This window comes from Pseudoxanthomonas sp. YR558, assembly GCF_900116385.1.
GTDB lineage: Bacteria > Pseudomonadota > Gammaproteobacteria > Xanthomonadales > Xanthomonadaceae > Pseudoxanthomonas_A.
Genome location: NZ_FPCI01000001.1, coordinates 1,957,501 through 1,977,572, shown reverse-complemented (window position 1 = coordinate 1,977,572; position 20,072 = coordinate 1,957,501). Strand labels below are relative to the sequence as shown.

The 20,072-nt window shown below is 67.0% G+C and carries 21 protein-coding genes (1 of these 21 running past the window's edge); 10 read left to right on the top strand and 11 right to left on the bottom strand.

Features of this window, described 5'->3' with window-relative positions; all coding sequences use genetic code 11:
* Positions 1-7: 7 nt before the first annotated feature.
* Positions 8-271 (bottom strand): ubiquinone biosynthesis accessory factor UbiK, encoded by a 264-nt coding sequence (locus BM365_RS09250; protein ID WP_056879110.1) that lies wholly within the window; start codon positions 269-271, stop codon positions 8-10.
* Between the two features lie 187 nt (positions 272-458).
* Between BM365_RS09250 and BM365_RS09245 the strand changes: the two genes are divergently transcribed.
* Positions 459-797: a P-II family nitrogen regulator gene (locus BM365_RS09245; RefSeq protein WP_093488517.1), complete on the top strand. Its 339-nt coding sequence runs from the start codon at positions 459-461 to the stop codon at positions 795-797.
* A 4-nt stretch (positions 798-801) separates the two neighbouring features.
* Positions 802-1,164 carry a DUF6404 family protein gene (locus tag BM365_RS09240; protein WP_093488515.1) on the top strand — a complete coding sequence of 121 codons (363 nt, stop codon included), beginning with the start codon at positions 802-804 and terminating at the stop codon, positions 1,162-1,164.
* A gap of 76 nt (positions 1,165-1,240) precedes the next feature.
* Here the strand turns inward: BM365_RS09240 and speE are convergent, their stop codons facing one another.
* Entirely contained in the window at positions 1,241-2,098 is an 858-nt protein-coding gene (gene speE, locus BM365_RS09235) for a polyamine aminopropyltransferase (RefSeq protein WP_093488513.1), read from the bottom strand.
* A gap of 128 nt (positions 2,099-2,226) precedes the next feature.
* Between speE and speA the strand changes: the two genes are divergently transcribed.
* A complete protein-coding gene (gene speA, locus BM365_RS09230; RefSeq protein WP_093488511.1) occupies positions 2,227-4,116 on the top strand; it encodes an arginine decarboxylase in 1,890 nt (629 codons plus the stop codon).
* Between the two features lie 7 nt (positions 4,117-4,123).
* Here the strand turns inward: speA and BM365_RS09225 are convergent, their stop codons facing one another.
* The 5 genes from BM365_RS09225 to radC form a co-directional block, all read right to left on the bottom strand.
* Entirely contained in the window at positions 4,124-4,873 is a 750-nt protein-coding gene (locus BM365_RS09225; RefSeq protein WP_093488509.1) for an SDR family NAD(P)-dependent oxidoreductase, read from the bottom strand.
* A gap of 32 nt (positions 4,874-4,905) precedes the next feature.
* The gene (locus BM365_RS09220; RefSeq protein WP_139227386.1) at positions 4,906-5,331 is read right to left on the bottom strand and encodes a hypothetical protein; all 426 of its coding nucleotides are present in this window, start codon (positions 5,329-5,331) and stop codon (positions 4,906-4,908) included.
* A complete protein-coding gene (locus tag BM365_RS09215) occupies positions 5,328-6,116 on the bottom strand; it encodes an SPOR domain-containing protein (protein WP_093488505.1) in 789 nt (262 codons plus the stop codon). The genes BM365_RS09220 and BM365_RS09215 overlap by 4 nt, the downstream gene beginning before the upstream one ends.
* 15 nt (positions 6,117-6,131) lie before the next feature.
* The gene (gene argS / locus BM365_RS09210) at positions 6,132-7,820 is read right to left on the bottom strand and encodes an arginine--tRNA ligase (RefSeq protein WP_093488503.1); all 1,689 of its coding nucleotides are present in this window, start codon (positions 7,818-7,820) and stop codon (positions 6,132-6,134) included.
* An 88-nt stretch (positions 7,821-7,908) separates the two neighbouring features.
* Positions 7,909-8,583, bottom strand: a complete 675-nt coding sequence (gene radC, locus BM365_RS09205; RefSeq protein ID WP_093488501.1) for a RadC family protein — start codon at positions 8,581-8,583, stop codon at positions 7,909-7,911.
* Between the two features lie 96 nt (positions 8,584-8,679).
* Between radC and coaBC the strand changes: the two genes are divergently transcribed.
* Genes coaBC through BM365_RS09190 form a run of 3 tightly spaced genes read left to right on the top strand, consistent with a single transcriptional unit; the run spans position 8,680 to position 12,715 of the window.
* Positions 8,680-9,909: a bifunctional phosphopantothenoylcysteine decarboxylase/phosphopantothenate--cysteine ligase CoaBC gene (gene coaBC / locus BM365_RS09200; protein WP_093488499.1), complete on the top strand. Its 1,230-nt coding sequence runs from the start codon at positions 8,680-8,682 to the stop codon at positions 9,907-9,909.
* Entirely contained in the window at positions 9,906-10,370 is a 465-nt protein-coding gene (gene dut / locus BM365_RS09195) for a dUTP diphosphatase (protein ID WP_093488497.1), read from the top strand. Before coaBC ends, dut begins: the two co-directional genes overlap by 4 nt.
* Before the next feature lie 14 nt (positions 10,371-10,384).
* Complete coding sequence (locus tag BM365_RS09190; protein ID WP_093488495.1) at positions 10,385-12,715, top strand: phosphomannomutase/phosphoglucomutase; 2,331 nt, start codon at positions 10,385-10,387, stop codon at positions 12,713-12,715.
* Positions 12,716-12,775: 60 nt separating this feature from the next.
* Here BM365_RS09190 and BM365_RS09185 read toward each other — a convergent pair whose 3' ends face one another.
* A complete protein-coding gene (locus BM365_RS09185; protein WP_093488493.1) occupies positions 12,776-13,456 on the bottom strand; it encodes a hypothetical protein in 681 nt (226 codons plus the stop codon).
* Positions 13,457-13,473: 17 nt separating this feature from the next.
* Complete coding sequence (pyrE, locus tag BM365_RS09180) at positions 13,474-14,145, bottom strand: orotate phosphoribosyltransferase (RefSeq protein ID WP_093488491.1); 672 nt, start codon at positions 14,143-14,145, stop codon at positions 13,474-13,476.
* A 113-nt stretch (positions 14,146-14,258) separates the two neighbouring features.
* On the opposite strand from pyrE, the gene BM365_RS09175 reads away from it, so the two are divergent.
* From BM365_RS09175 to BM365_RS09165, 3 genes are read left to right on the top strand one after another with little or no spacing between them, the layout of a single operon-like run.
* The gene (locus tag BM365_RS09175; RefSeq protein ID WP_093488489.1) at positions 14,259-15,029 is read left to right on the top strand and encodes an exodeoxyribonuclease III; all 771 of its coding nucleotides are present in this window, start codon (positions 14,259-14,261) and stop codon (positions 15,027-15,029) included.
* The gene (locus tag BM365_RS09170) at positions 15,029-16,363 is read left to right on the top strand and encodes an AmpG family muropeptide MFS transporter (protein WP_233210906.1); all 1,335 of its coding nucleotides are present in this window, start codon (positions 15,029-15,031) and stop codon (positions 16,361-16,363) included. Before BM365_RS09175 ends, BM365_RS09170 begins: the two co-directional genes overlap by 1 nt.
* Positions 16,364-16,409: 46 nt before the next feature.
* On the top strand, positions 16,410-16,637 hold the full coding sequence (locus tag BM365_RS09165; protein ID WP_093488487.1) for a hypothetical protein: 228 nt from the start codon (positions 16,410-16,412) through the stop codon (positions 16,635-16,637).
* On the opposite strand, the gene BM365_RS09160 is transcribed toward BM365_RS09165, so the two are convergent.
* Entirely contained in the window at positions 16,634-17,764 is a 1,131-nt protein-coding gene (locus tag BM365_RS09160) for an anhydro-N-acetylmuramic acid kinase (protein ID WP_093488485.1), read from the bottom strand. The two genes, BM365_RS09165 and BM365_RS09160, sit on opposite strands and share 4 nt — an antisense overlap.
* Positions 17,765-17,837: 73 nt before the next feature.
* Complete coding sequence (locus BM365_RS09155; protein WP_093488483.1) at positions 17,838-19,301, bottom strand: peptidoglycan DD-metalloendopeptidase family protein; 1,464 nt, start codon at positions 19,299-19,301, stop codon at positions 17,838-17,840.
* A 184-nt stretch (positions 19,302-19,485) separates the two neighbouring features.
* On the opposite strand from BM365_RS09155, the gene tyrS reads away from it, so the two are divergent.
* Positions 19,486-20,072, top strand: the 5' portion of a protein-coding gene (gene tyrS / locus BM365_RS09150; RefSeq protein WP_093488481.1) for a tyrosine--tRNA ligase. The gene runs 622 nt beyond the window's last position; 587 of the gene's 1,209 nt are visible here — the first part of the coding sequence; its start codon is at positions 19,486-19,488; its stop codon lies off the right edge, out of view.

The following is a 20,072-nucleotide window of genomic DNA, read 5'->3' as shown; positions in this document are numbered from 1 at the left end:
GGCGGGATCAGGGCTGGGCGGGCTTGTCGGCCAGCTGGGCTTCCAGCGTGGCGACGGTGCGCTCGAGCGTTTCCAGCTTCTCGCGGGTGCGCAGCAGGACGGCTTGCTGCACGTCGAACTCCTCGCGGGTCACCAGGTCCAGCTTGGCCAGGCCCGCCTGCAGCGCGGACTTGAAGGTCTGCTGCAGTTCTTCCTGCGAATCGCGCAGGCCGGGCGGTACCAACTGGCTGAGGCGGCGGGCGAGGTCGTCGATGTGGTTGAGGTCGATCATGGCGTTCTCCGGCAGTGCACCGAGCTTGCGAGGGCCGTCGACGGCAGGCCATCGGCGTTCGCTGCGCAGCGTTGTCGGAAATGTCCGAGCGGCGAGGCGCCCATTGAACCGCGAGACCGCAGCGCGTCGCAACCGCACGCAGTCGTGTCGCGTTATCCTGCAGGCAGCATCGACGGGAGGAAGCTGCATGAAAATGGTCATGGCCATCATCAAGCCGTTCAAGCTGGATGACGTGCGCGAAGCACTGGCCGAAGCCGGGATCGCCGGCATCACGGTCACCGAGGTGAAGGGTTTCGGCCGGCAGAAGGGCCACACCGAGCTCTACCGCGGCGCCGAGTACGTGGTGGATTTCCTGCCCAAGGTGAAGCTGGAAGTCGCGGTGACCGATGAGCAGGCCGAGCAGGTCGTCGAAGCCATCGTGAAGGCCGCGGGTACCGGCAAGATCGGCGATGGCAAGGTGTTTGTCTACGACCTGGAGCGCGTGGTCCGGATCCGCACCGGCGAACTCGACGCCGACGCGCTGTAAGCCCATGACCGATTCCCCATTCGATGCGCGACTGCAACATGCGCTGGCCTTGATCGAGGCGAAGGGTGTCCGTCGCAGCACGGCGGCGCCGCCGATCTATCGCCTGTTCTGGAGGTTGGGCTGGCAGCTGCCACCGCCGCTCATGGCGGGGTTTTTCTCCGTCGCGTTGTTGATGGGTAGTTTCTTCGGCGTGTTCTGGGGTCTGGCGATGTGGCTGCTGATGTGGGGTCGCGCCGGCATGCCGGTGCCGATGGTTGCCGCGATCGCGTTGCTGGCGGGTGTCTCGTTCGGCCTGATCATGGCGGCGATTCTGCGCGCGCAGGCGCAGAATAAAGGCATCCCGGCGTGGAAGGATTTCACGCTGTAAGCGGCTCCATCGTGCAAACACGACACAAAAAAAGGCCCCGCAATGCGGGGCCTTTTCGTGAGTCGCGGTGAGCGGCTTACTCGCCCAGCGCCTTCGCCACGAACGGCGGCGCCACCAGCACGCCAGTGTGAAGGTGCGCGGTGTAGTAGAGCGTGTCGAACGGTTTGGCTGCCGCGTCTGCCTGGCGGAACGCGAAGTCCGCGCCGGCCTGCTTGCTGGCCACGGTGACGCTCCACCAGCCGGTCGGGTAGCACGGTTGCGGGAATGGCAGCGTCTTGAACGACTGGAAGCCGGCCTTGCCCATCTCCGCACGCATGTCCTTGATCAGGTCCAGCAGGGCCAGCGGCGATTCGGACTGCTGCACCAGCAAGCCGTCCGGCTTCAGCGCGCGGAAGCAGCTCTCGAAGAACGCCTTGTTGAACAGGCCTTCCGCCGGGCCGACGGGGTCGGTCGAGTCGACGATGACCACGTCGACGCTGCCGGGTTCGCAGTTGGCCATGTAGGCCACGCCATCGTCGAACAGTAGCTCGGCACGCGGATCGCTGTTCGATTCGCACAGCTCCGGGAAGTATTTCTCCGCCATGCGCGTGACCTGTTCGTCGATGTCGCACTGCGTGGCCTTCTCCACGCCCGGGTGCTTCAGCACTTCGCGCAGCGTGCCGCAGTCGCCGCCGCCGATGATCACCACGCGCTTGGGCGCGGTGTGGGTGAACAGCACCGGATGGGCGATCATCTCGTGGTAGAAGAAATTGTCCTTCGTCGTCAGCATCATCGCGCCGTCGATGACCATCAACTTGCCCCAGTCGGTGCTGTCGTAGATCTCGATCTTCTGGAACGGCGACTGCACTTCGTCCAGCTTGGCGGTGGTGCGGAAGCCGATGGCCGAGCCGGTGTGCTCGAAGTGTTCGATGAACCAGGTGTCGTTGGCGGTCATGGGGCGGTCCTGCATGAAGGGAAAGTCAACGGCGGCAGGGCCTGCCGCTGCGGCGCCGCATTGTAACGGACCCATGTGACCGCAGCCTGTAGAATGCGCGTCCGTTCGCCCCACCCCTGGAAACCGCCATGTCCTGGTCCACCGACCGCGCCCGTACGACCTACTCCATCCCGCACTGGGCGGAAGGGTATTTCGACGTGGACGCCGCCGGCCGCATCGTCGTCTCGCCGAAGGGTGCACAGGGCCCGCAGATCCCGCTGCCGGAGGTGGTGGAAGCCGCCAGGACGCAGGGTGCCCAGCTGCCGCTGCTCGTCCGCTTCCCGGACATCCTCGGCGACCGTCTCGGCAAGCTGCAGGCCGCGTTCGCGCAGGCGCAGGCCGACTGGGATTACAAGGGCGGCTACACCGCGGTGTATCCGATCAAGGTCAACCAGCATCGCGGCGTCGCGGGCACGCTCGCCTCGCACGCGGGCGATGGCTTCGGCCTGGAGGCCGGCAGCAAGCCGGAACTGATGGCGGTACTGGCGCTGTCGCGACCGGGCGGGTTGATCGTCTGCAACGGTTACAAGGATCGCGAGTACATCCGTCTAGCGCTGATCGGCCGCAAGCTGGGCCTGCAGACCTTCATCGTCATCGAGAAGCCGTCGGAACTGGCGCTGGTCATCGAGGAGTCCCGCAAGCTGGGCGTGAAGCCCGGCCTGGGCGTGCGCATGCGTCTGGCGACGCTGGGCGCGGGCAAGTGGCAGAACAGCGGTGGCGACAAGGCCAAGTTCGGTCTGTCGCCGCGGCAGGTGCTCGACCTGTGGAAGCAGCTGCGCGAGGCCGGTCTTCAGGACACGCTGGGCTTGCTGCATTTCCACATGGGTTCGCAAATCAGCAACGTGCGCGACATCGCCAACGGCATGCGCGAGGCGACCCGCTACTTCGTCGAGCTGTCGAAGCTAGGCGCGACCATCAGCCATGTCGACGTCGGCGGCGGCCTGGGCATCGATTACGAAGGGACGCGTTCGCGCAGCTACTGCTCGATCAACTACGGCATCGGCCAATACGCCAGCAACATCGTGCAGCCGCTGGCCGAAGCCTGCGAGCAGCATGGCCTGGTGCCGCCGCGCATCGTCACCGAGTGCGGCCGTGCGATGACCGCGCACCATGCGGTGTTGGTGGTCAACGTGTCCGAGGTCGAGCAGGCGCCGGAGGGCCGCGTGCCGCCCGCGCATGACGACGAGCCGGCGGTGATCCGCCACCTGCGCGAGATCCATGGCGAGTTGGACACGCGGCCGGCCGTGGAGCTCTTCCACGAAGCGCAACACCACCACAGCGAAGGACTGTCGCTGTACGCGCTGGGCCAGATCGACCTGGTCCACCGCGCGCGCATCGACGACCTGTTCTACGCCATTGCGCACGCCGTGCGTGGCCGCCTGAGCAGCGACGAGCGCAGCCATCGCGATCTGCTGGACGAGCTCAACGAGCGCCTGGTCGACAAGTACTTCGTCAACTTCAGCGTGTTCGAATCGATTCCCGACGTGTGGGCCATCGACCAGGTGTTCCCGATCGTGCCGATCGAACGCCTCGACGAAGCGCCGTCGCGCCGCGGCATCATCGCCGACATGACGTGCGATTCGGATGGCATGGTCAAGACCTACGTCGAGAACGAAGGGCTGGATTCGTCGCTGCCGCTGCATGCGATGAAACCTGGCGAAAGCTACCGCCTGGGCATCTTCCTGGTGGGCGCTTACCAGGAAATCCTCGGCGACATCCACAACCTGTTCGGCGACACCGATGCGGTGGAGGTCAGCGCCGATGCCGGCACCGGCTACCTGCTTACCCAGCAGCGTCGTGGCGACACCACCGACGTGATGCTCGATTACGTGGGCTACAAGCTGGAAGATCTGCGCGCCGCATACCGCACGCGCGTGGAAGAAGCGAAGCTGTCCGCGGATGAAGCTGTGGCGCTGGCCGATGCGCTGGAAGCCGGCCTGACCGGTTACACCTATCTGTCGGACGAACCGCTGGGCTGAGTCCGCGTCAGTCGCGGGCCACCTGGAAGCCCGCGAACGACTGCGTCACCGGCATGATCTCCAGCCGGTTGATGTTGAGGTGCGCGGGCAACGTGGCGACGTAGAAGATCTGTTCGGCGATGTCGGCGGCCGTCATCGGCTGCGCGCCGGCGTAGAGCTTGTCGGACGCAGCCTGGTCGCCGTGCGTGCGCACCAGGGTGAACTCGGTTTCGGCCATGCCGGGCTCGATGTCGGTCACCCGCACGCCGGTGCCGTGCAGGTCGCTGCGCAGACCGAGCGAGAACTGACGAACGAAAGCCTTGGTGCCTCCGTAGGTGTTGCCACCCGGATAGGGATAGCTGCCGGCGATCGAGCCGATGTTGATGATGGCGCCCTTGCGTTCGACCAACTGCGGCAGCAGTCGGCGGGTGACGGTGACCAGCGCCAACACATTCGTCTCGATCATCGTGCGCCAGTCGTCCAGCGAAGCCTGCTGCGCAGGCGCCGTACCTAGGGCCAGCCCCGCGTTGTTGACCAGCAAGTCGATGCCGCGGAAGGCCTCCGGCAGCGCATCGAGGGCCGCGTCGAGCGCGGCTTCGTCGCGTACGTCGAACGCGGCGACATGCACCTTGTCGGCACCGAGTTCGTCTATCAATGCCTGCAGTCGGTCGGCCCGACGGCCCGTCGCGACCACGCGCCAGCCGGCGGCAACGAAGCGGCGAACAGCCGCGGCGCCGAAGCCCGAGGTAGCGCCGGTGATGAGGGCAGTGCGGGTCATGGTCGATCCTGCGGCGAGGGGAGAGAGGGCGGTCAGGCGACCGCGCGCAGCGCGCGGTATGCCTGCCAGCGCGCACCGAGGTCGGTGCCGAGCGCGGCTGCGGCAAGCGACAACACGGCGCTGGCGATATTCATGCGGAATACGGCGAAGAGGGGATGCGTGCTGTCGGCGGTCGGCAGCGCGATGTTCGCCAACAGCACGAACGTGGCGATCCACAGTGCGAAGGTCATGCCCAGCGCGACCACCAGGAAGCGCCGGCCGGCCATGGCGCCGCCCAGCGCCATGCAGGCGGCGGTGACCAGATAGCTGATCGGGGCGAGGTAGCCGAGCGGCGTGGCCACGACCTGTTGCCAGGCGGGCGGCAGGAATCGTGTCGCGATCCAGGACGCGAGCAGCAGCGCCACCAGCACCGTTACCGTGGCCAGCGCCATGCGCTGCCAGGGGCGAAGGACACTCACTGCGCCTTCACCGCCATCGCGGGCAGGCCACTGCTGGCGAGCTTCTGCTTGGCTTCGGCCAGTTCGCTCGCCGTGCCGTACGGGCCCATGCGCACGCGGTACACCGTCTTGCCGTTGATCTGCGCCGATTCCACGCGCGCGCTGAGGCCTAGCATGGCGATCTTGGCCTTGGTGGCCTCGGCATCGCCGGACGCACCGAACGCGCCGGCCTGAAGGATGTAGCGGGCGCCGGTGTCCGCGCTCGCCACCGTGGTCGTGGGCTTGGGTGCTGGCGCGGTATCGGCGACGCGCGGCGTGTCGGTCGGCGCGCGAGGCGCGGGGGCCTCGTCGATCGGTGCAGGCTGTGCAGTGTCGTTGCCGGCCGGCGCCGGCACGGCCGTGGTCGACTGGCCGTTCAGTGCGGCACGCGCCTTGCGGGCTTCTTCCTCGCGCGCGCTGGCGGCGAGTTCGGCGTCCGACATCTGCACTTCCTTGCCAGGCAGCAGCGTATAGAAGTCGTACTGCGTTTCCTTGCCGGTATCACCCGTCGCGGTCGATGGCGTGCCGGCATCGCCCACCGGCGCGTCGGGCACGACGGCTTCCACGTCGGCGCTGTCGATCGGCGCGGGCTGCGCATCCGGATTGGGCTGCGGACGGAAGAAGCCATCGCCGTCCTTCTTGCCCAGGCCGGGCACGATGAAATACACCGCCAGGCCGATCAGCAGGCCGAGGACCAGCCACACCCAGGCGGGCGTGGCGTGACCGGAATTTCGCGTGGCCTGGTTCTTGCCGCGTCTTGCTGCCATGTACTGCTTCTCCGCTTACATCTTTTCGGGCGCGCTGACGCCCAACAGGTCCAGTCCGTTGGCCAGCGCCTGGCGCACCGCCAAAGCCAGCGCCAACCGCGCATCGCGTGCGGCGGCATCGTCCACCAGCACCGGCGTGCCGGCGTACCACGTGTGGAAAGCATAGGCCAACTCGCGCAGGTATTGCGCTACGGCGTGCGGCTCCAGCGACTCGCCAGCCACTTCCACCACTTCCGGATAGCGCGACAGTTCCACCATCAGCAGCAGCGAGGTCTCGTCGTCCACTTGCGCGAGGTTCGCCAGGCCGTTCGCCTGGTCGTACGCATAGCCCTTCTCGCCTGCCTGGCGCAGCAGGCTGCACACGCGGGCGTGCGCGTACTGCACGTAGAACACCGGATTGTCGTTGCTCTGCTGACGGGCCAGGTCGATATCGAAGGTCAGTTGCGAATCGGGCTTGCGCGCGATCAGGAACCAGCGCGTCGCATCGGCGCTGGTTTCCTCGATCAGGTCGCGCAAGGTGAAATAGCTGCCGGCGCGCTTGGAAAGCTTCACTTCCTCGCCACCGCGCATCACCGTCACCATCTGATGCAGCACGTACTCCGGGTACCCCTTCGGAATGCCATCGCCCAGCGCCTGCAAGCCGGCCTTCACGCGGGCCAGCGAGCCGTGGTGATCGGCACCCAATTCGGTGATCGCGCGCTCATAGCCGCGCTGCCACTTGCTGAGGTGGTAGGCCACGTCCGGCACGAAATAGGTGTAGCTGCCGTCGGACTTGCGCATCACCCGGTCCTTGTCGTCGCCGAAGTCGGTGGACCTCAGCCACAGCGCGCCGCCTTCTTCGTACGTGTGGCCGGAGGCGACCAGCTTGCGCACGGTTTCTTCGACTTTCTGGTCGGCGTACAGCGAGCTTTCCAGGAAATAGCGGTCGAAGGACACGCCGAATGCGGCCAGGTCCAGGTTCTGCTCGCGGCGCAGGTAGGCCACCGCGAAACGCCGGATGGCGTCCAGGTCCTGCGGATCCTTTTCGCCGGTGACCACGTGACCCTCGACCTCGACCGAATCACCGTTGAGATATGCCTGTGCGACGTCGGCGATGTAGTCGCCGCGGTAGCCGTCTTCCGGCCAGCCTTCGCTGTCCGGCGACTTGCCCAGCGCACGCGCCTGGGTGGACTTGGCCAGGTTGTCGATCTGCACACCGGCGTCGTTGTAGTAGAACTCGCGTTTGGCGTTCCATCCGTTGGCCGCCAGCACGCGGGCGATGCAGTCGCCGATGGCGCCGGCACGCCCATGGCCCACGTGCAGCGGCCCCGTCGGGTTGGCCGAGACGTATTCCACGCCAACGGTGCGACCGGCGCCGCTGGCGTTGCGGCCATAGGCCTCGCCTTGGGCGAGCGCGGTGGCCACTTCGCGCTGGTAGGCGCCCGGGGTCAGGTGGAAATTGATGAAGCCGGGGCCCGCGATCTCGACGTTGGCGACGTCGTCGCTGGCGGGCAGGGCCGCCACCAGGGCGGTGGCGATCGCGCGCGGATTGCTGCGCGCGGCCTTGGCCAGCAGCATGGCGGCGTTGGTGGCGAAGTCGCCGTGCTCGCGGGTCTTGGGTCGCTCGACCACGAAATCGGGCGTGGCAGTGTCGGCCGGCAGAGTGCCGGCGGAGCGCAGGGCGTCGATGCCCTGGGCGATCAAGGCGCGAAGGGAAGCTTTCACGGAAAGGCCGTCGTGTTGCGTGGGAACCGCCTATTCTAGATTTTCCCGGCGCTTGCGTGGTGCCGGTGCGGTTCAGGCAGCGGCTGTCTCAGACCCAGCCGCGCGCCGCCATCGACTGAGGCGGACCGTCGCCGACGATGAAATGGTCCAGCAGGCGCACGTCCACGAGGGCCAGGGCCTGCTTCAGCCGCTGGGTCACCGCCCGATCGGCGGCGGAGGGCTCGGCGCAACCGGACGGGTGGTTGTGCCCGATGATCAAGGCCGAGGCATTGAACGCCAGCGCGCGGCGCGCGACTTCGCGCGGGTGCACTTCCGCACTGTCCACGGAGCCATGGAACAACTCCTCGAACGCCAGGACGCGGTGGCGGGTATCGAGGAAAAGAGCCGCGAAGACCTCGTGCCGTCGCCCGCGAAGCCGCTGAGCGAAGTAGCGCCCCGCGGCCGCCGGATCGCTGATGGCCTCGCCGCGTTCGAGTTGGGCCAGCAGCAGGCGGTTCGCCAGTTCGAGCGCCGCCGCCAGCGCGCACGCCCGCGCTGGCCCCACGGCAGGCAGCGTGAGGAGGTCCGCCGGCGGCCGTTCCAGCAAGGTACGAAGCGGGCCATGGGCAGCGAGCAGTTCGCGAGCGGTCGCCACCGCGTCGCGTCCGCGCAATCCGGACCCCAGGAAGAGCGCGAGTAGTTCGGCATCGCTCAGGGATGCGGCACCCCGGCTCAGCAACTTTTCGCGGGGGCGTTCGTCGGGTGGCCAATCGCGGATCTGCATGTCCCCAGCTTCCCGTGCAGGGGCGCCGGCATGCATCGGGCATCACGGGGCGTTCGGTTAAGCTAATCGCCTGAATCGACGTAGGAATGGGCCGACGTGAGCGGAGCGGACAAGACATCGGGTCTGGCGGGACAACGCGTGCTGTTGTGCGTGGGGGGCGGGATCGCCGCCTACAAGGCGCTGGAGCTGGTGCGCCGGTTGCGCGAGGCGGGGGCGGAGGTGCAGGTGGCGATGACCGCCGGCGCGCAGCAGTTCGTCACGCCGCTGAGCTTCCAGGCGCTCTCGGGCCACGTGACCCGGACCACCCTGTGGGATAGCGCCGCCGAGCAGGCGATGGGCCACATCGAACTGGCGCGCTGGGCCGACCGCGTGATCATCGCCCCCGCCACGGCGGATCTCATGGCGCGCTTGGCACACGGCATGGCCGATGACCTGGTCACCACCCTGTGCCTCGCCACCACGGCCCCGCTTACCCTCGCCCCGGCAATGAATCACCGCATGTGGCAGCACCCGGCCACCCAGGCCAACCTGGTGACGCTGCAAGGGCGTGGCGTGCGGTTGGTGGGCCCGAACGACGGACCGCTGGCGGAAGGCGAATCCGGTCCCGGGCGGCTCGCCGAGCCGGAAGAGATCGTCGCGGCGCTTGCGGGTGCGCCCGCCTCAGCGCACTCGGGTCCCCAGGACCTGGCGGGACTGAGCATCGTGGTCAGTGCCGGCCCTACCTACGAAGACCTGGACCCCGTGCGCTACCTGGGCAATCGCAGCAGCGGCAAGATGGGCTTCGCCGTGGCGGCCAGTGCCGCCCGCCGTGGTGCGCGCGTCACATTGGTGGCCGGCCCTGTGCACCTGTCCACGCCGCCCGGCGTGACCCGGGTCGATGTCCGTTCGGCGGCGCAGATGCACGATGCGGTGTTCGCGGCGCTTCCTGCCGACATCTATATCGGGGCCGCTGCGGTGGCCGACTACACGCCGCGCGAACCGGCGGCCAACAAGATCAAGAAATCCAGCGAATCGCTGGCGCTCGACTTGGTGCGCACGCCCGATATCCTCGCCGAGGTCGCCGCGCAGACCCAGACGCTGAAACTGGTGGTCGGCTTCGCTGCCGAAACCAACAACGTAGCGGAATACGCGCGCAAGAAGCTTGAAGCCAAGCGCCTGGACATGATCGTGGCCAACCGGGTCGGTATCGCCGATGGCGGTTTCGAAAGCGACCAGAACGCGATGACGGCGTACTGGAGGGATGGCGAGCGCAGCTTCGTGACCGCACCCAAGACCCGCCTGGCGGACGAACTGATCGACCTGATCGTGGAGCGACTGAACGCATGAGTGCACCCCGCGCGGTGGAAGTGAAACTGTTGGACCCCCGCTTCGGCGATGAATGGCCGCTACCGGCCTACGCCACCGAGGCCAGCGCGGGCATGGATCTGCGCGCCGCGCTGGATGCGCCGCTGGTGTTGGAGCCGGGCGATGCCGCCCTGGTACCCAGCGGTATCGCCCTGCACCTGGGCGATCCCCATCTCTGCGCGGTGGTACTGCCGCGCTCCGGCTTGGGTCACCGCCACGGCATCGTGCTCGGCAACGGCACGGGATTGATCGATGCCGACTACCAGGGGCCGCTGCTGATCAGTGTATGGAACCGGGGCCATGAGGCCTTCACCATCCAGCCAGGCGACCGCATCGCGCAGGTCATGGTGTTGCCCGTGGTGCGCGTGGAGCTCCAAGTGGTGGATACTTTCGCCGACAGCGCACGGGGGACGGGTGGTTTCGGCCACACCGGCGTGCGATGACAGGGGACAAGCCGATGAACGCAACGAACGAGCGCCGTGCGCGCGTGCCCATGGGCGACTTGCAACGTGCGCTGCCGATGCTGGCTCTGCTGCTGGTCCTGCTGGCTGGCCTGCTGGGCTGGAGCGGCGTACGGCAATGGCGCGAAGCGACGCTGCTGACCGACATGGAGCGTGCACGCGACGCGGCGGTGCAGGCAGTGCAGGGCGAATACGACACCCATAGCAAGGAGTTGGCCCGACGCCTGGATTCCGGGCCGGTGAAGCAAGCCTTGGCCGCGAACGACACGGCGGCGGCCACAGCCGCGCTGCGGGACGGGTGGGCAGGGGTCGAGACCGTCGAGATCCTGGGCGCCGACTTGGATGTCGCATATGGCGATGCATCTGCGTTCGGGTACAGCAAGCTCGCGTTGCTGGAAGCCGCGATGCAGGGCGACCAGGTCGCCGCGCGTGTGCTGAGGGATGGCAAGGCCACGGTCTTCGGATTGGCCGCTGCCGTACCGCAGGGCGTGGTGTACGTGCGTTTGCCACTGGCACGACTGACGGCCGGCTTCGATGGGGTGCGAGCACCGCAGGGCGGCTATCTGGCGTTGCGCCAGGGTGGCTTCAGCGTGCGAGAGCGCGGTAACAGCAGTCTGCAGGACGCTGCTGAGCGCATGGCGCACGTGGTCGGCAAGACCGGGCTACGGGTGGCGACGGCCGTACCCGACAGCGAGTCCGGTCCGCTGGGCCTCGGCGCGATTCCCGCCATGGTGGTCGCAGGGCTGCTGGGCATCCTCGCGATCATGGCGTTGCTGGTGGCCCGCGGTGGCATCCGCTTGCCTGCGCTGGGCAAGAAGAAAGCTGAAGGAACCGAAGGCGACGAGCCGACCCTTGGCGAGGCCCTCCTGCGTGAACCCCCGCCGATGCCCGCAGCGACCCGCGAGGTAGGCGAGCGTGAAGAAGGTGCGCGACCTGCCCGAGCGACGGTGGACGTCGATCCCGGCATCTTCCGTGCCTACGACATCCGCGGAATCGTGGGCAAGACACTGAGCACCGAGGTGGCCGAACTGATCGGCCTGGCGATCGGCTCGGTGATGCGCGACGAGGACCTGGCCGACATCGTGGTCGGCCGCGATGGGCGCTTGTCAGGCCCTGACCTGATCGGCGGCCTCATCAGCGGTCTGCGCAAGGCCGGCCGCAATGTCGTCGACATCGGTCTGGCGCCCACACCGGTGGTCTACTACGGTGCGTACCACCTGCGTGCAGGTAGTTGCGTGGCGCTGACCGGCAGCCACAATCCGCCGGACTACAACGGGTTCAAGATTGTGGTCGGTGGGCAGACGCTGTCCGGCGACGCCATCACCGACCTGTACGAGCGCATCCGCGACAACCGGCTCTACATCGCCAATGTGCCAGGCGATCTGCAGCAGCGTGATATTTCGGCCGACTACATCCAGCGGATCGCTGATGACGTGCAGTTGGAACGACCGCTCAAGGTCGTCGTGGATGCCGGCAACGGCGTGGCGGGCGACATCGCGCCGCAGTTGCTGGAAGCCATCGGTGCAGAGGTGATTCCGCTCTACTGCGAAGTCGACGGCACGTTCCCGAACCACCATCCGGATCCCAGCGAGCCGCACAACCTGGAAGACCTGATCCAGACAGTGAAGCGGTTCGACGCCGACATCGGCCTGGCGTTCGACGGCGATGGCGATCGCCTCGGCGTGGTGACGAAGGAAGGTGCGGTGATCTTCCCGGATCGGTTACTGATGCTGTTCGCGGCCGACGTGCTGGAACGCAATCCCGGCGCGCTCATCATCTACGACGTGAAGTGCACCGGGAAGCTGCAGGGCTGGGTGCTGCGCCATGGCGGCACGCCGATGATGTGGAAGACCGGGCACTCGCTGATCAAGGCCAAGATGCGTGAGAGCGGTGCAGAGCTCGCTGGCGAGATGAGCGGGCATTTCTTCTTCCAGGAGCGCTGGTACGGCTTCGATGATGGGCTGTACTCGGCGGCTCGCCTGCTGGAGATCCTGGCTAACCGGTCCGAGACGCCGTCCGAGGTGCTCGCCGCCCTGCCCGACGGCGTGTCGACGCCGGAGATCAAGGTGGATGTCGTCGAGGGCACGCCGCATGAGATCGTTGCGCGCTTCGTCGATGGCGTGGAGTTCGAAGGCGCTCGGCTGTCGACCATCGACGGGCTGCGCGCCGACTGGGACGACGGTTGGGGCCTGGTGCGCGCGTCGAACACGACGCCCATCCTGGTGCTGCGTTTCGAAGCAGACAACAAGGACGCGCTGGAACGCATCAAGACCGAGTTCCGTACGCGCCTGCAGGCACTGGCACCGGAACTGACGATGACGTTCTGAGGCCTCATGACGTGGGGCGCGACCGACGCCGGGCATGTCCCGGCGTTGTCGTTTGCGGGGTTACTTACGCGTGGTGGCCGGCGTCTGTCCCGCTGCTTCCTCGATGGCGTCCGGACTGATGCCCTTCACCGCGCGATAGCGCTGCATGATGTCGGTGATCTCGACGTCCAGCGCCGCGCGCTGGGTCTCGAAGCTGTGCTGCAGCCGGCGCGTGCGCACCAGTTCGGCGTGTCGCTGCCGGATATTCGCGGCCAACTCCGGCGCGACGGGGCGACCGCCCAGCTCCTGGTTGCCGGCGGTCTGCAGAAGGCTGACTAAGCCATCGCGCAGACTCACCGTGTTGTAGCGGGCCGTCCGCACGTTGTTGTCGACGATGGCGATGCGTTCGTTGAACACGCGCCGCAGATCGTTCTCGTCCCGATAAGACAGCAGCATCGCCGCATCGGTGCGTCGGCGGGTTTCTGCCGCCGCTGCATCCATCTGACGCTGCTGGGATTCGATGGCGGCCTGCGCTCTCTCTTCTTCGGTCATGGCGCGGCCCACGCCACCGGTCCGCAAGCCGCTGGTCGCGCTGATTTCTTCCCGCGCGGCGTTGACGGCTTCAGCCGGCAGGGCATCGCTGCAAACCCGCTGGCCTTTCTCTTCCCAGCAGAACAACTTTTTCGCAGGCGCCTTGTCTTGCGCCAGAGCCGAGGGCGCTAGCAGGCAGGCGGCCAACAACAACGGGATACGGACGGTCATGACAGCCCCCTGCTGCATCAGTCCTGGGACGCGCTGCCGTAGCGGGCCCGATAGGCCAGCAGGTCGTCGCGATGGTGGACAAGGTCGGCGCTTTCACCGGCAAAAGCAAGCAGGTCATGCAGGCTGGCGACGGCCACGACGGGCACGCCGGTTTCCTCCGCCACGGATTGAGCGGCGGAGCGGCGGGCGCTGCCGGAGGCCGGCTCGCCGAGCACTTCCTGGCGGTCCAGCGCCACCACGATGCCCGCTGGTCGGCCGCCACCGGCGCGGATGAGTCCCAGCGCCTCGCGGATGGCGGTACCCGCGGTGATCACATCGTCGACGATCAACACGCGGCGTTCCTCCAGCGGTGCGCCGATCAGCAGGCCGCCTTCGCCGTGATCCTTGGCCTCCTTGCGATTGAAGGCCACCGGCAGGTCGCGACCGCGGCGGGCGAATTCGCACGCCAAGGCCGTCGCCAGCGGGATGCCCTTGTAGGCCGGCCCGAACAGCAGGTCGAACTCCAGCCCGGCGTCCTCGACCGCATCCGCGTAGCACGCGGCCAGACCGGCCAACCGGGCGCCGCTGTCGAAACGCCCGGCATTGAAGAAGTAAGGACTCTGCCGGCCCGATTTCAGCGTGAACTGGCCGAAGCGCAGGGCCTGCGCGTGCAGTGCGAGCTGGAGGAAACGGGAACGGTGGTCGGTCATGGGGGCAAGGGCTGAACAGGATAGGGGACAGGATAACCGCCACGGCGTGCACGTCGCGCGGTGGAGGGGCCGGTTCGGGTACGCTTGCCCGGTTTCCGACGAACGTAGTGCACATGCGCATCATCAGCTTCAATGCCAACGGCCTGCGCTCGGCGGCCACCAAAGGCTTCTTCGACTGGTTCACCGCGCAGGACGCCGACGTGCTGTGCGTGCAGGAGACCAAGGCGCAGGAACACCAGCTGGCCGGTCCCGAATTCCTGCCGGCCGGCTACAAGGCCTGGTTCCGCGACGCCAGTACCAAGAAGGGCTACAGCGGCGTGGCGATCTACGCGCGACGCGAGCCCGATGAGGTCCGCACCGCGCTGGGCTGGCCCGACTTCGACGAGGAAGGGCGCTACATCGAGGCGCGTTTCGGCCAGCTGAGCGTGGTGTCGTTCTACATTCCGTCCGGCTCGTCGGGCGACGAGCGCCAGGGCTTCAAGTTCAAGGTGATGGACTGGCTGGCGCCGGTGCTGGACGAGTGGCGTCGCAGCGGTCGCCACTACGTGCTGTGCGGCGACTGGAACATCGTGCGCAGCCGGCTGGACATCAAGAACTGGACCAGCAACCAGAAGAACTCCGGCTGCCTCCCGCCGGAGCGTGACTGGTTGAACGGGATGTGCGTGGACGATGGCGGCTGGGTCGATGCCTACCGTGCACTGCACCCGGAAGGCCAGGACTACACCTGGTGGAGCAACCGTGGCGCCGCGCGCGCCAACAACGTGGGATGGCGGATCGACTACCAGTTCGTCACGCCTTCGCTACGCGATCGCCTGAAAGCCTGCTCGATCTATCGTGAACAGCGCTTCTCGGACCACGCACCCTTCACGGTGGACTACACCTGATGACGACCTCCGCCGCCGAACGGCCCGGCAAACCCTCCGTCTGGCGCGCGTTCGCGCAGCCGTCGGCATGGACGATGTTCTTTTTCGGCTTCGCCTCGGGCATGCCGTTTCTGCTGGTGGCGGGCACGTTGGCCTACTGGCTGACCGAGAACGGGTTGGAGCTGAAAAGCATCACCCTCATCGCCAGCGCGGGCTTGAGCTACACGTTGAAGTTCCTGTGGGCGCCGTTGGTCGATCGCTGGCGCCTGCCGTTGTTGGGGCGGCTCGGGCAGCGGCGCGGCTGGCTATTGTTCGCACTGGCGGTGGTCATCGTTGGTCTGGTGCTGATGGCCCAGCTGACGCCGGGGCAGCTCGGGCCCTTCATCTGGGTCACGTTGATGACGGCGTTCGCCGGCGCGACGCTGGACATCGCCGTGGATGCCTACCGCATCGAGATCGCGCCACAGGAATCCCAGGGCGCGCTGCTGGCGACCTATTCGCTGGGGTATCGCATCGCGCTGATCATCACCGGGATGCTGGCGCTGGTGCTGGCCGACCACGTGCCGTGGCCGCAGGTCTATCGGGTGATGGCGCTCTTCATGCTGATCCCGGTGGTGGCGGTGCTGCTGGCATCGGAGCCCAGTGTGGTCCGGGTCAAGATGACCACGTGGGCCGAAGGCCTGCAGGAAGGCGTGGTGGAGCCGTTCCTGGATTTCTTCCGTCGTTTCGGTGCGCCGCTGGCCGCGGCCTTGCTCGCCTTCATCCTGCTCGCGAAAGTGTCCGACCAGTCGTTGGGCGGCGGCATCATGGCGCCGTTCTATCTCGGCGAAGGCTTCACCAAGACTGAAATCGCAGCAGTTACCAAGTTCTACGGCATCTGGATCGGACTGGCGGGAGTGTTTCTTGCCGGCATCGCGATCGCGCGCTGGGGCGTGAAATGGCCCCTGTTCGTCGGTGTGGTGTTGGGTGCGATCAGCAATCTGTTGTATGTCTGGCTGATCGGCGCGGATGGTGACGTGTGGAAGCTGACGATGGTGATCTCAGGCGAAAATCTGGCCCAGGGCTTCCAAGGCACGACCCTGGTGGCGTTCCTGTCGGCGCTCGTGAATCAGCGTTTCACCGCGACGCAGTACGCTTTGTTTTCATCGCTGGTGATGTTGCCAGGCAAGCTGCTGAGCGCGGTCTCAGGCGGCATCGTCGAGCAGACCGGTTACGCGCCCTACTTCTGGATCACGGCGCTGGCATCGGTGCCGGCTGCGCTGCTGTTCTTCTGGTTGGTGCCACGCATCCGCTTCGGCGGCGACCACGAGCCGGCGAGCGGCGCGGAAGCGCCCCTCCGTTCGCCTGCGGACTGATCGTCTGCGCTACAGTCAGGCCATGGGGCATGCAGGGGACGGGGAAATGACCGACATCGTGCTGAAGGACGTGGATCCGATCCTGGCCGAGCGCATCCGGCGCGTCTCGCAGGCGCGGGGTTGGACCGTCCACGACACCATCTTCAACCTGCTCGAACAGGGTCTGTTCGTCTGCGAGTCGGAAGTCCGTGGCGGCCTGAGCGATCGCGAGGTCAACGCGCTGGCCGACGCCATCAGCGCACTGAAAGACGTGCCGCCCGGCAAGGGCTTCTAGGCCGGGAACACCGTGCCCAGCACGCGCGGGCCCGCCGCGCCGGTGACGGCGGGAAGGTTGCCGGGCCGGCGGGCAAGCGTTTCGCGCGCAAGCCAGGCGAAGCCCATCGCTTCCACGTAATCCGGGTCCAGACCGTGCGCCGCCGTGGATTCCACCACGGCCTGCGGTAAATGCGCCGCCAACCGCACCATCAGTACGGCGTTATGCACGCCGCCGCCGCAGACCAGCACGCGCCGAGTATCCGGCTGCGTCATCTGCAATGCGTCGGCGACAGTGCGTGCGGTCAGCTCCAGCAGCGTTGCCTGCACGTCCGCGGGTGATAGCGCGGCGTCTCCCAGGCGTGCGTCGAGCCAGTCCAGGTGGAACTGCTCGCGCCCGGTGCTCTTGGGCGGCGGCAGCGCGAACCACGGTTCGGCCAGCAGGCGCGCCAGCAGCGCGGCGTCCACCCTGCCGGCGGCGGCCAGCGCGCCGTCGGCATCGTACGGCTGGCCGGTGTGGCGCTCACACCAGGCGTCCATCAAGGCGTTCGCGGGGCCGGTATCGAAGCCGCGCACATCGCCCGCGATCGGCAGCAGGGTGAAATTGCCGATGCCGCCCAGATTCAGCACGGCGCGATCCTCGTGCGGCGAGCCGAGCAGGGCCGCATGGAACGCCGGCATCAGCGGCGCGCCATGGCCGCCCGCGGCCACATCGCGGCGGCGGAAGTCGGCGACGGTGTCGATGCCGCTGCGTTCGGCGATCACGTTGCCGTCGCCGAGCTGCCAGGTGAACGGCGGATCGGCATGCGGGCGATGGCGGATCGTCTGCCCATGCGAGCCGAGCGCGCGCACGCGACCGCGGGGCACACCGGCTTCTTCCAGCAGCTTCGTCGCCGCGTCGGCGAAGGCGCGCGCAGTGCGGCCGTCGAGCGAACCCAGCGCATCCAGCGACACGGTATCGGCGCCCTGGCCCAGTGCGACCAGTGGCGTCCGCAGAGCCGGATCCCAGGGGAACGTACGGCCATGGACGAGTTCGCACCGCAGGCCCGCCGTGGACGCCTCGAACCTGACGAGCGCGGCATCGATGCCATCGGCGCTGGTGCCGGATATCAATCCCAGGTAGAGCTCGTCGGAAGCAGGCGTCGTCATGCGGGATTCACGGGCAAAGAAAAAGGCGGGACAGTGTCCCGCCTTTTCTGGCTTCCCGCCATGTGCGCGGGGATCAGCCCTTGCCGTTCTTCTTGCCGGCCACGGGCTTGGCCGATGCCACCGCCGTGGCGGGCTTGGCGGTTTCTTCCGCGGGGCCGACGTCGGCGTAGATGATGTCTTCGACCGTGCGGATGCGGGCCAGCGCATTCGAGGTGTATGTACGGAACGCCGCCAACTGCGGGCCAGACAGCGGCTCTGGCGGCGGCATCGTCACCGACAGCGGGTTGCGGTGCACGCCGTTGATGCGGAATTCGTAATGCAGGTGCGGGCCGGTCGACAGGCCGGTCGTGCCGACGTAGCCGATCACCGTGCCTTGCGGGATGCGCTGGCCCTGCTTGATCTTGCCGAGCCGCGACATATGTCCGTACAGCGTGGTGTGGCCACGGCCGTGATCGAGGATGACGGTGCGGCCATAGCCGCCCTGCCAGCCGGCAAACTGCACGCGACCATCGCCGGCGGCCATGATCGGCGTGCCCGTCGACGCGGCGTAGTCCACGCCTTTGTGCATGCGCATCGTGCCGAGCACCGGGTGGCGGCGTGCGCCGAACTTGGAGCTCATGCGTGCGTACGGAATCGGCATGCGGATGAAGCTCTTCTTCAGCGGCCGGCCCGCGGCGGTGAAGTACTCCGGCTTGCCACCAGGGCGGGTGAAGCGGAAACCCGAATGCAGCTTGCCGTCCACGGTGAAGGTGGCCGCCTGCACGGGACCGGTGCTGATCAGCTCGCCCTCGCGCCAGGTCTGCTCGACCACGACGCTGAAGCGATCATCCGGGCCGAGGTCGGAGTTGAAGTCGATGTCGTACTTGAAGATCTCGTCGGTCATCGAATTGATGTTCGCCGACGTCAGGCCCGCCTTGCGCGCCGACCGGTTCAACGAACGCCCTACTTCGCCGCTCAGCACCACGGTGCGCGTGGTGGTTTCACGAGCGATGACGCGCTCGGTGACCTTGTCCGTGCCGACCAGCAACTCAACGCGATGGTTGGCGTCGCGGTCGTAGCGCAGGGTGCGCAGGCCGCCGGTAACCGGCAGGTCGAAGGCGATCTCGGTGCCGGGCTTGAGGCGCGTCAGCGCCTTCTTGGCATCGGCGTTGTCCAGGATGCGGTGCAGGGTGGCGGCCGGGATGTCCAGCTCCTCGAAGATCGCGCCCAGCGTTTGCCCCGGCTTCACCCGCACGACCTGCCAGCTATCGCCGGCGGTACCGGCCTGGCGCGCGGCCGAGAGTTCGGGCAGCTCGAGAAGAAGGGTGTTGCGCGGCTGGGATACCGGAGCCTGGATCGCGCTGGAGAAGCCGGGCACGATCGTGGCCATCATCACGCCGATCGTCGTGAACAGGCTGGCGTGGATCCAGTGGCGTCGCGTCCAGCGGCCTTCCGGCAGGTGCCGCTTCACTTGCTGGTGCAGCGCGGTGTCGCGAAGCACCCCCAGGCGTTCGCGGAACTGTTGCTTGCGGCTGTTGCCGCCCCCATGAGTTTGCATCAAGGTTGCACCCCGGGGCCAAGGCGAAGCCCCAATCGGCGTACCATAGACACGCGAAGACTTCGCGTCAAACCATTGAGTCAATTGAATTTTTTTGATTGGTATCACTGTTTACTTTCTTTTAACGGTAACTTCACCTCACTGACTTGCCCTTCACGGGCCCTCTGATTGGAACTGCTCTCCCGTGTCCTCCGCTGAAGCTCTTGCCCTGATCGGCCGCGGCGCCGATGAAATCCTCAAGCCCGAAGACCTGGAGGCCCGCCTGAAGCTGGGCCGGCCGCTGCGCGTGAAGGCGGGCTTCGATCCGACCGCCCCGGACCTGCACCTGGGCCATACCGTGTTGCTGAACAAGCTGCGCCAGTTCCAGGACTTGGGTCACCAGGTGATCTTCCTGATCGGCGATTTCACCGGGATGATCGGCGACCCCTCGGGCAAGAACGTCACCCGCAAGCCGCTTTCCCGCGAGGACGTGCTGGCCAACGCCCGGACCTATGAGGAGCAGGTCTTCAAGGTATTGGATCGCGAGCGCACCGAAGTGCGCTTCAATTCCGAATGGTTCGGCAAGATGGCGGCGGCCGACATGATCCGTCTGGCAGGGCAGCACACCGTCGCCCGCATGCTGGAGCGCGACGATTTCGCCAAGCGCTACGCCGCCCAGCAATCGATCGCGATCCACGAATTCCTCTACCCGCTGGTGCAGGGCTACGACTCCGTGGCGCTGGAGGCCGACGTCGAGCTTGGCGGCACCGACCAGAAGTTCAACCTGCTGAT

Bases quoted from the DNA above. Each gene is read 5' to 3' on its own strand.
- BM365_RS09250 (WP_056879110.1), bottom strand. From the start codon at position 271: ATGATCGACCTCAACCACATCGACGACCTCGCCCGCCGCCTCAGCCAG.
- BM365_RS09245 (WP_093488517.1), top strand. From the start codon at position 459: ATGAAAATGGTCATGGCCATCATCAAGCCGTTCAAGCTGGATGACGTG.
- BM365_RS09240 (WP_093488515.1), top strand. From the start codon at position 802: ATGACCGATTCCCCATTCGATGCGCGACTGCAACATGCGCTGGCCTTG.
- speE (WP_093488513.1), bottom strand. From the start codon at position 2,098: ATGACCGCCAACGACACCTGGTTCATCGAACACTTCGAGCACACCGGC.
- speA (WP_093488511.1), top strand. From the start codon at position 2,227: ATGTCCTGGTCCACCGACCGCGCCCGTACGACCTACTCCATCCCGCAC.
- BM365_RS09225 (WP_093488509.1), bottom strand. From the start codon at position 4,873: ATGACCCGCACTGCCCTCATCACCGGCGCTACCTCGGGCTTCGGCGCC.
- BM365_RS09215 (WP_093488505.1), bottom strand. From the start codon at position 6,116: ATGGCAGCAAGACGCGGCAAGAACCAGGCCACGCGAAATTCCGGTCAC.
- radC (WP_093488501.1), bottom strand. From the start codon at position 8,583: ATGCAGATCCGCGATTGGCCACCCGACGAACGCCCCCGCGAAAAGTTG.
- dut (WP_093488497.1), top strand. From the start codon at position 9,906: ATGAGTGCACCCCGCGCGGTGGAAGTGAAACTGTTGGACCCCCGCTTC.
- BM365_RS09190 (WP_093488495.1), top strand. From the start codon at position 10,385: ATGAACGCAACGAACGAGCGCCGTGCGCGCGTGCCCATGGGCGACTTG.
- BM365_RS09185 (WP_093488493.1), bottom strand. From the start codon at position 13,456: ATGACCGTCCGTATCCCGTTGTTGTTGGCCGCCTGCCTGCTAGCGCCC.
- pyrE (WP_093488491.1), bottom strand. From the start codon at position 14,145: ATGACCGACCACCGTTCCCGTTTCCTCCAGCTCGCACTGCACGCGCAG.
- BM365_RS09175 (WP_093488489.1), top strand. From the start codon at position 14,259: ATGCGCATCATCAGCTTCAATGCCAACGGCCTGCGCTCGGCGGCCACC.
- BM365_RS09170 (WP_233210906.1), top strand. From the start codon at position 15,029: ATGACGACCTCCGCCGCCGAACGGCCCGGCAAACCCTCCGTCTGGCGC.
- BM365_RS09165 (WP_093488487.1), top strand. From the start codon at position 16,410: ATGACCGACATCGTGCTGAAGGACGTGGATCCGATCCTGGCCGAGCGC.
- BM365_RS09160 (WP_093488485.1), bottom strand. From the start codon at position 17,764: ATGACGACGCCTGCTTCCGACGAGCTCTACCTGGGATTGATATCCGGC.
- BM365_RS09155 (WP_093488483.1), bottom strand. From the start codon at position 19,301: ATGCAAACTCATGGGGGCGGCAACAGCCGCAAGCAACAGTTCCGCGAA.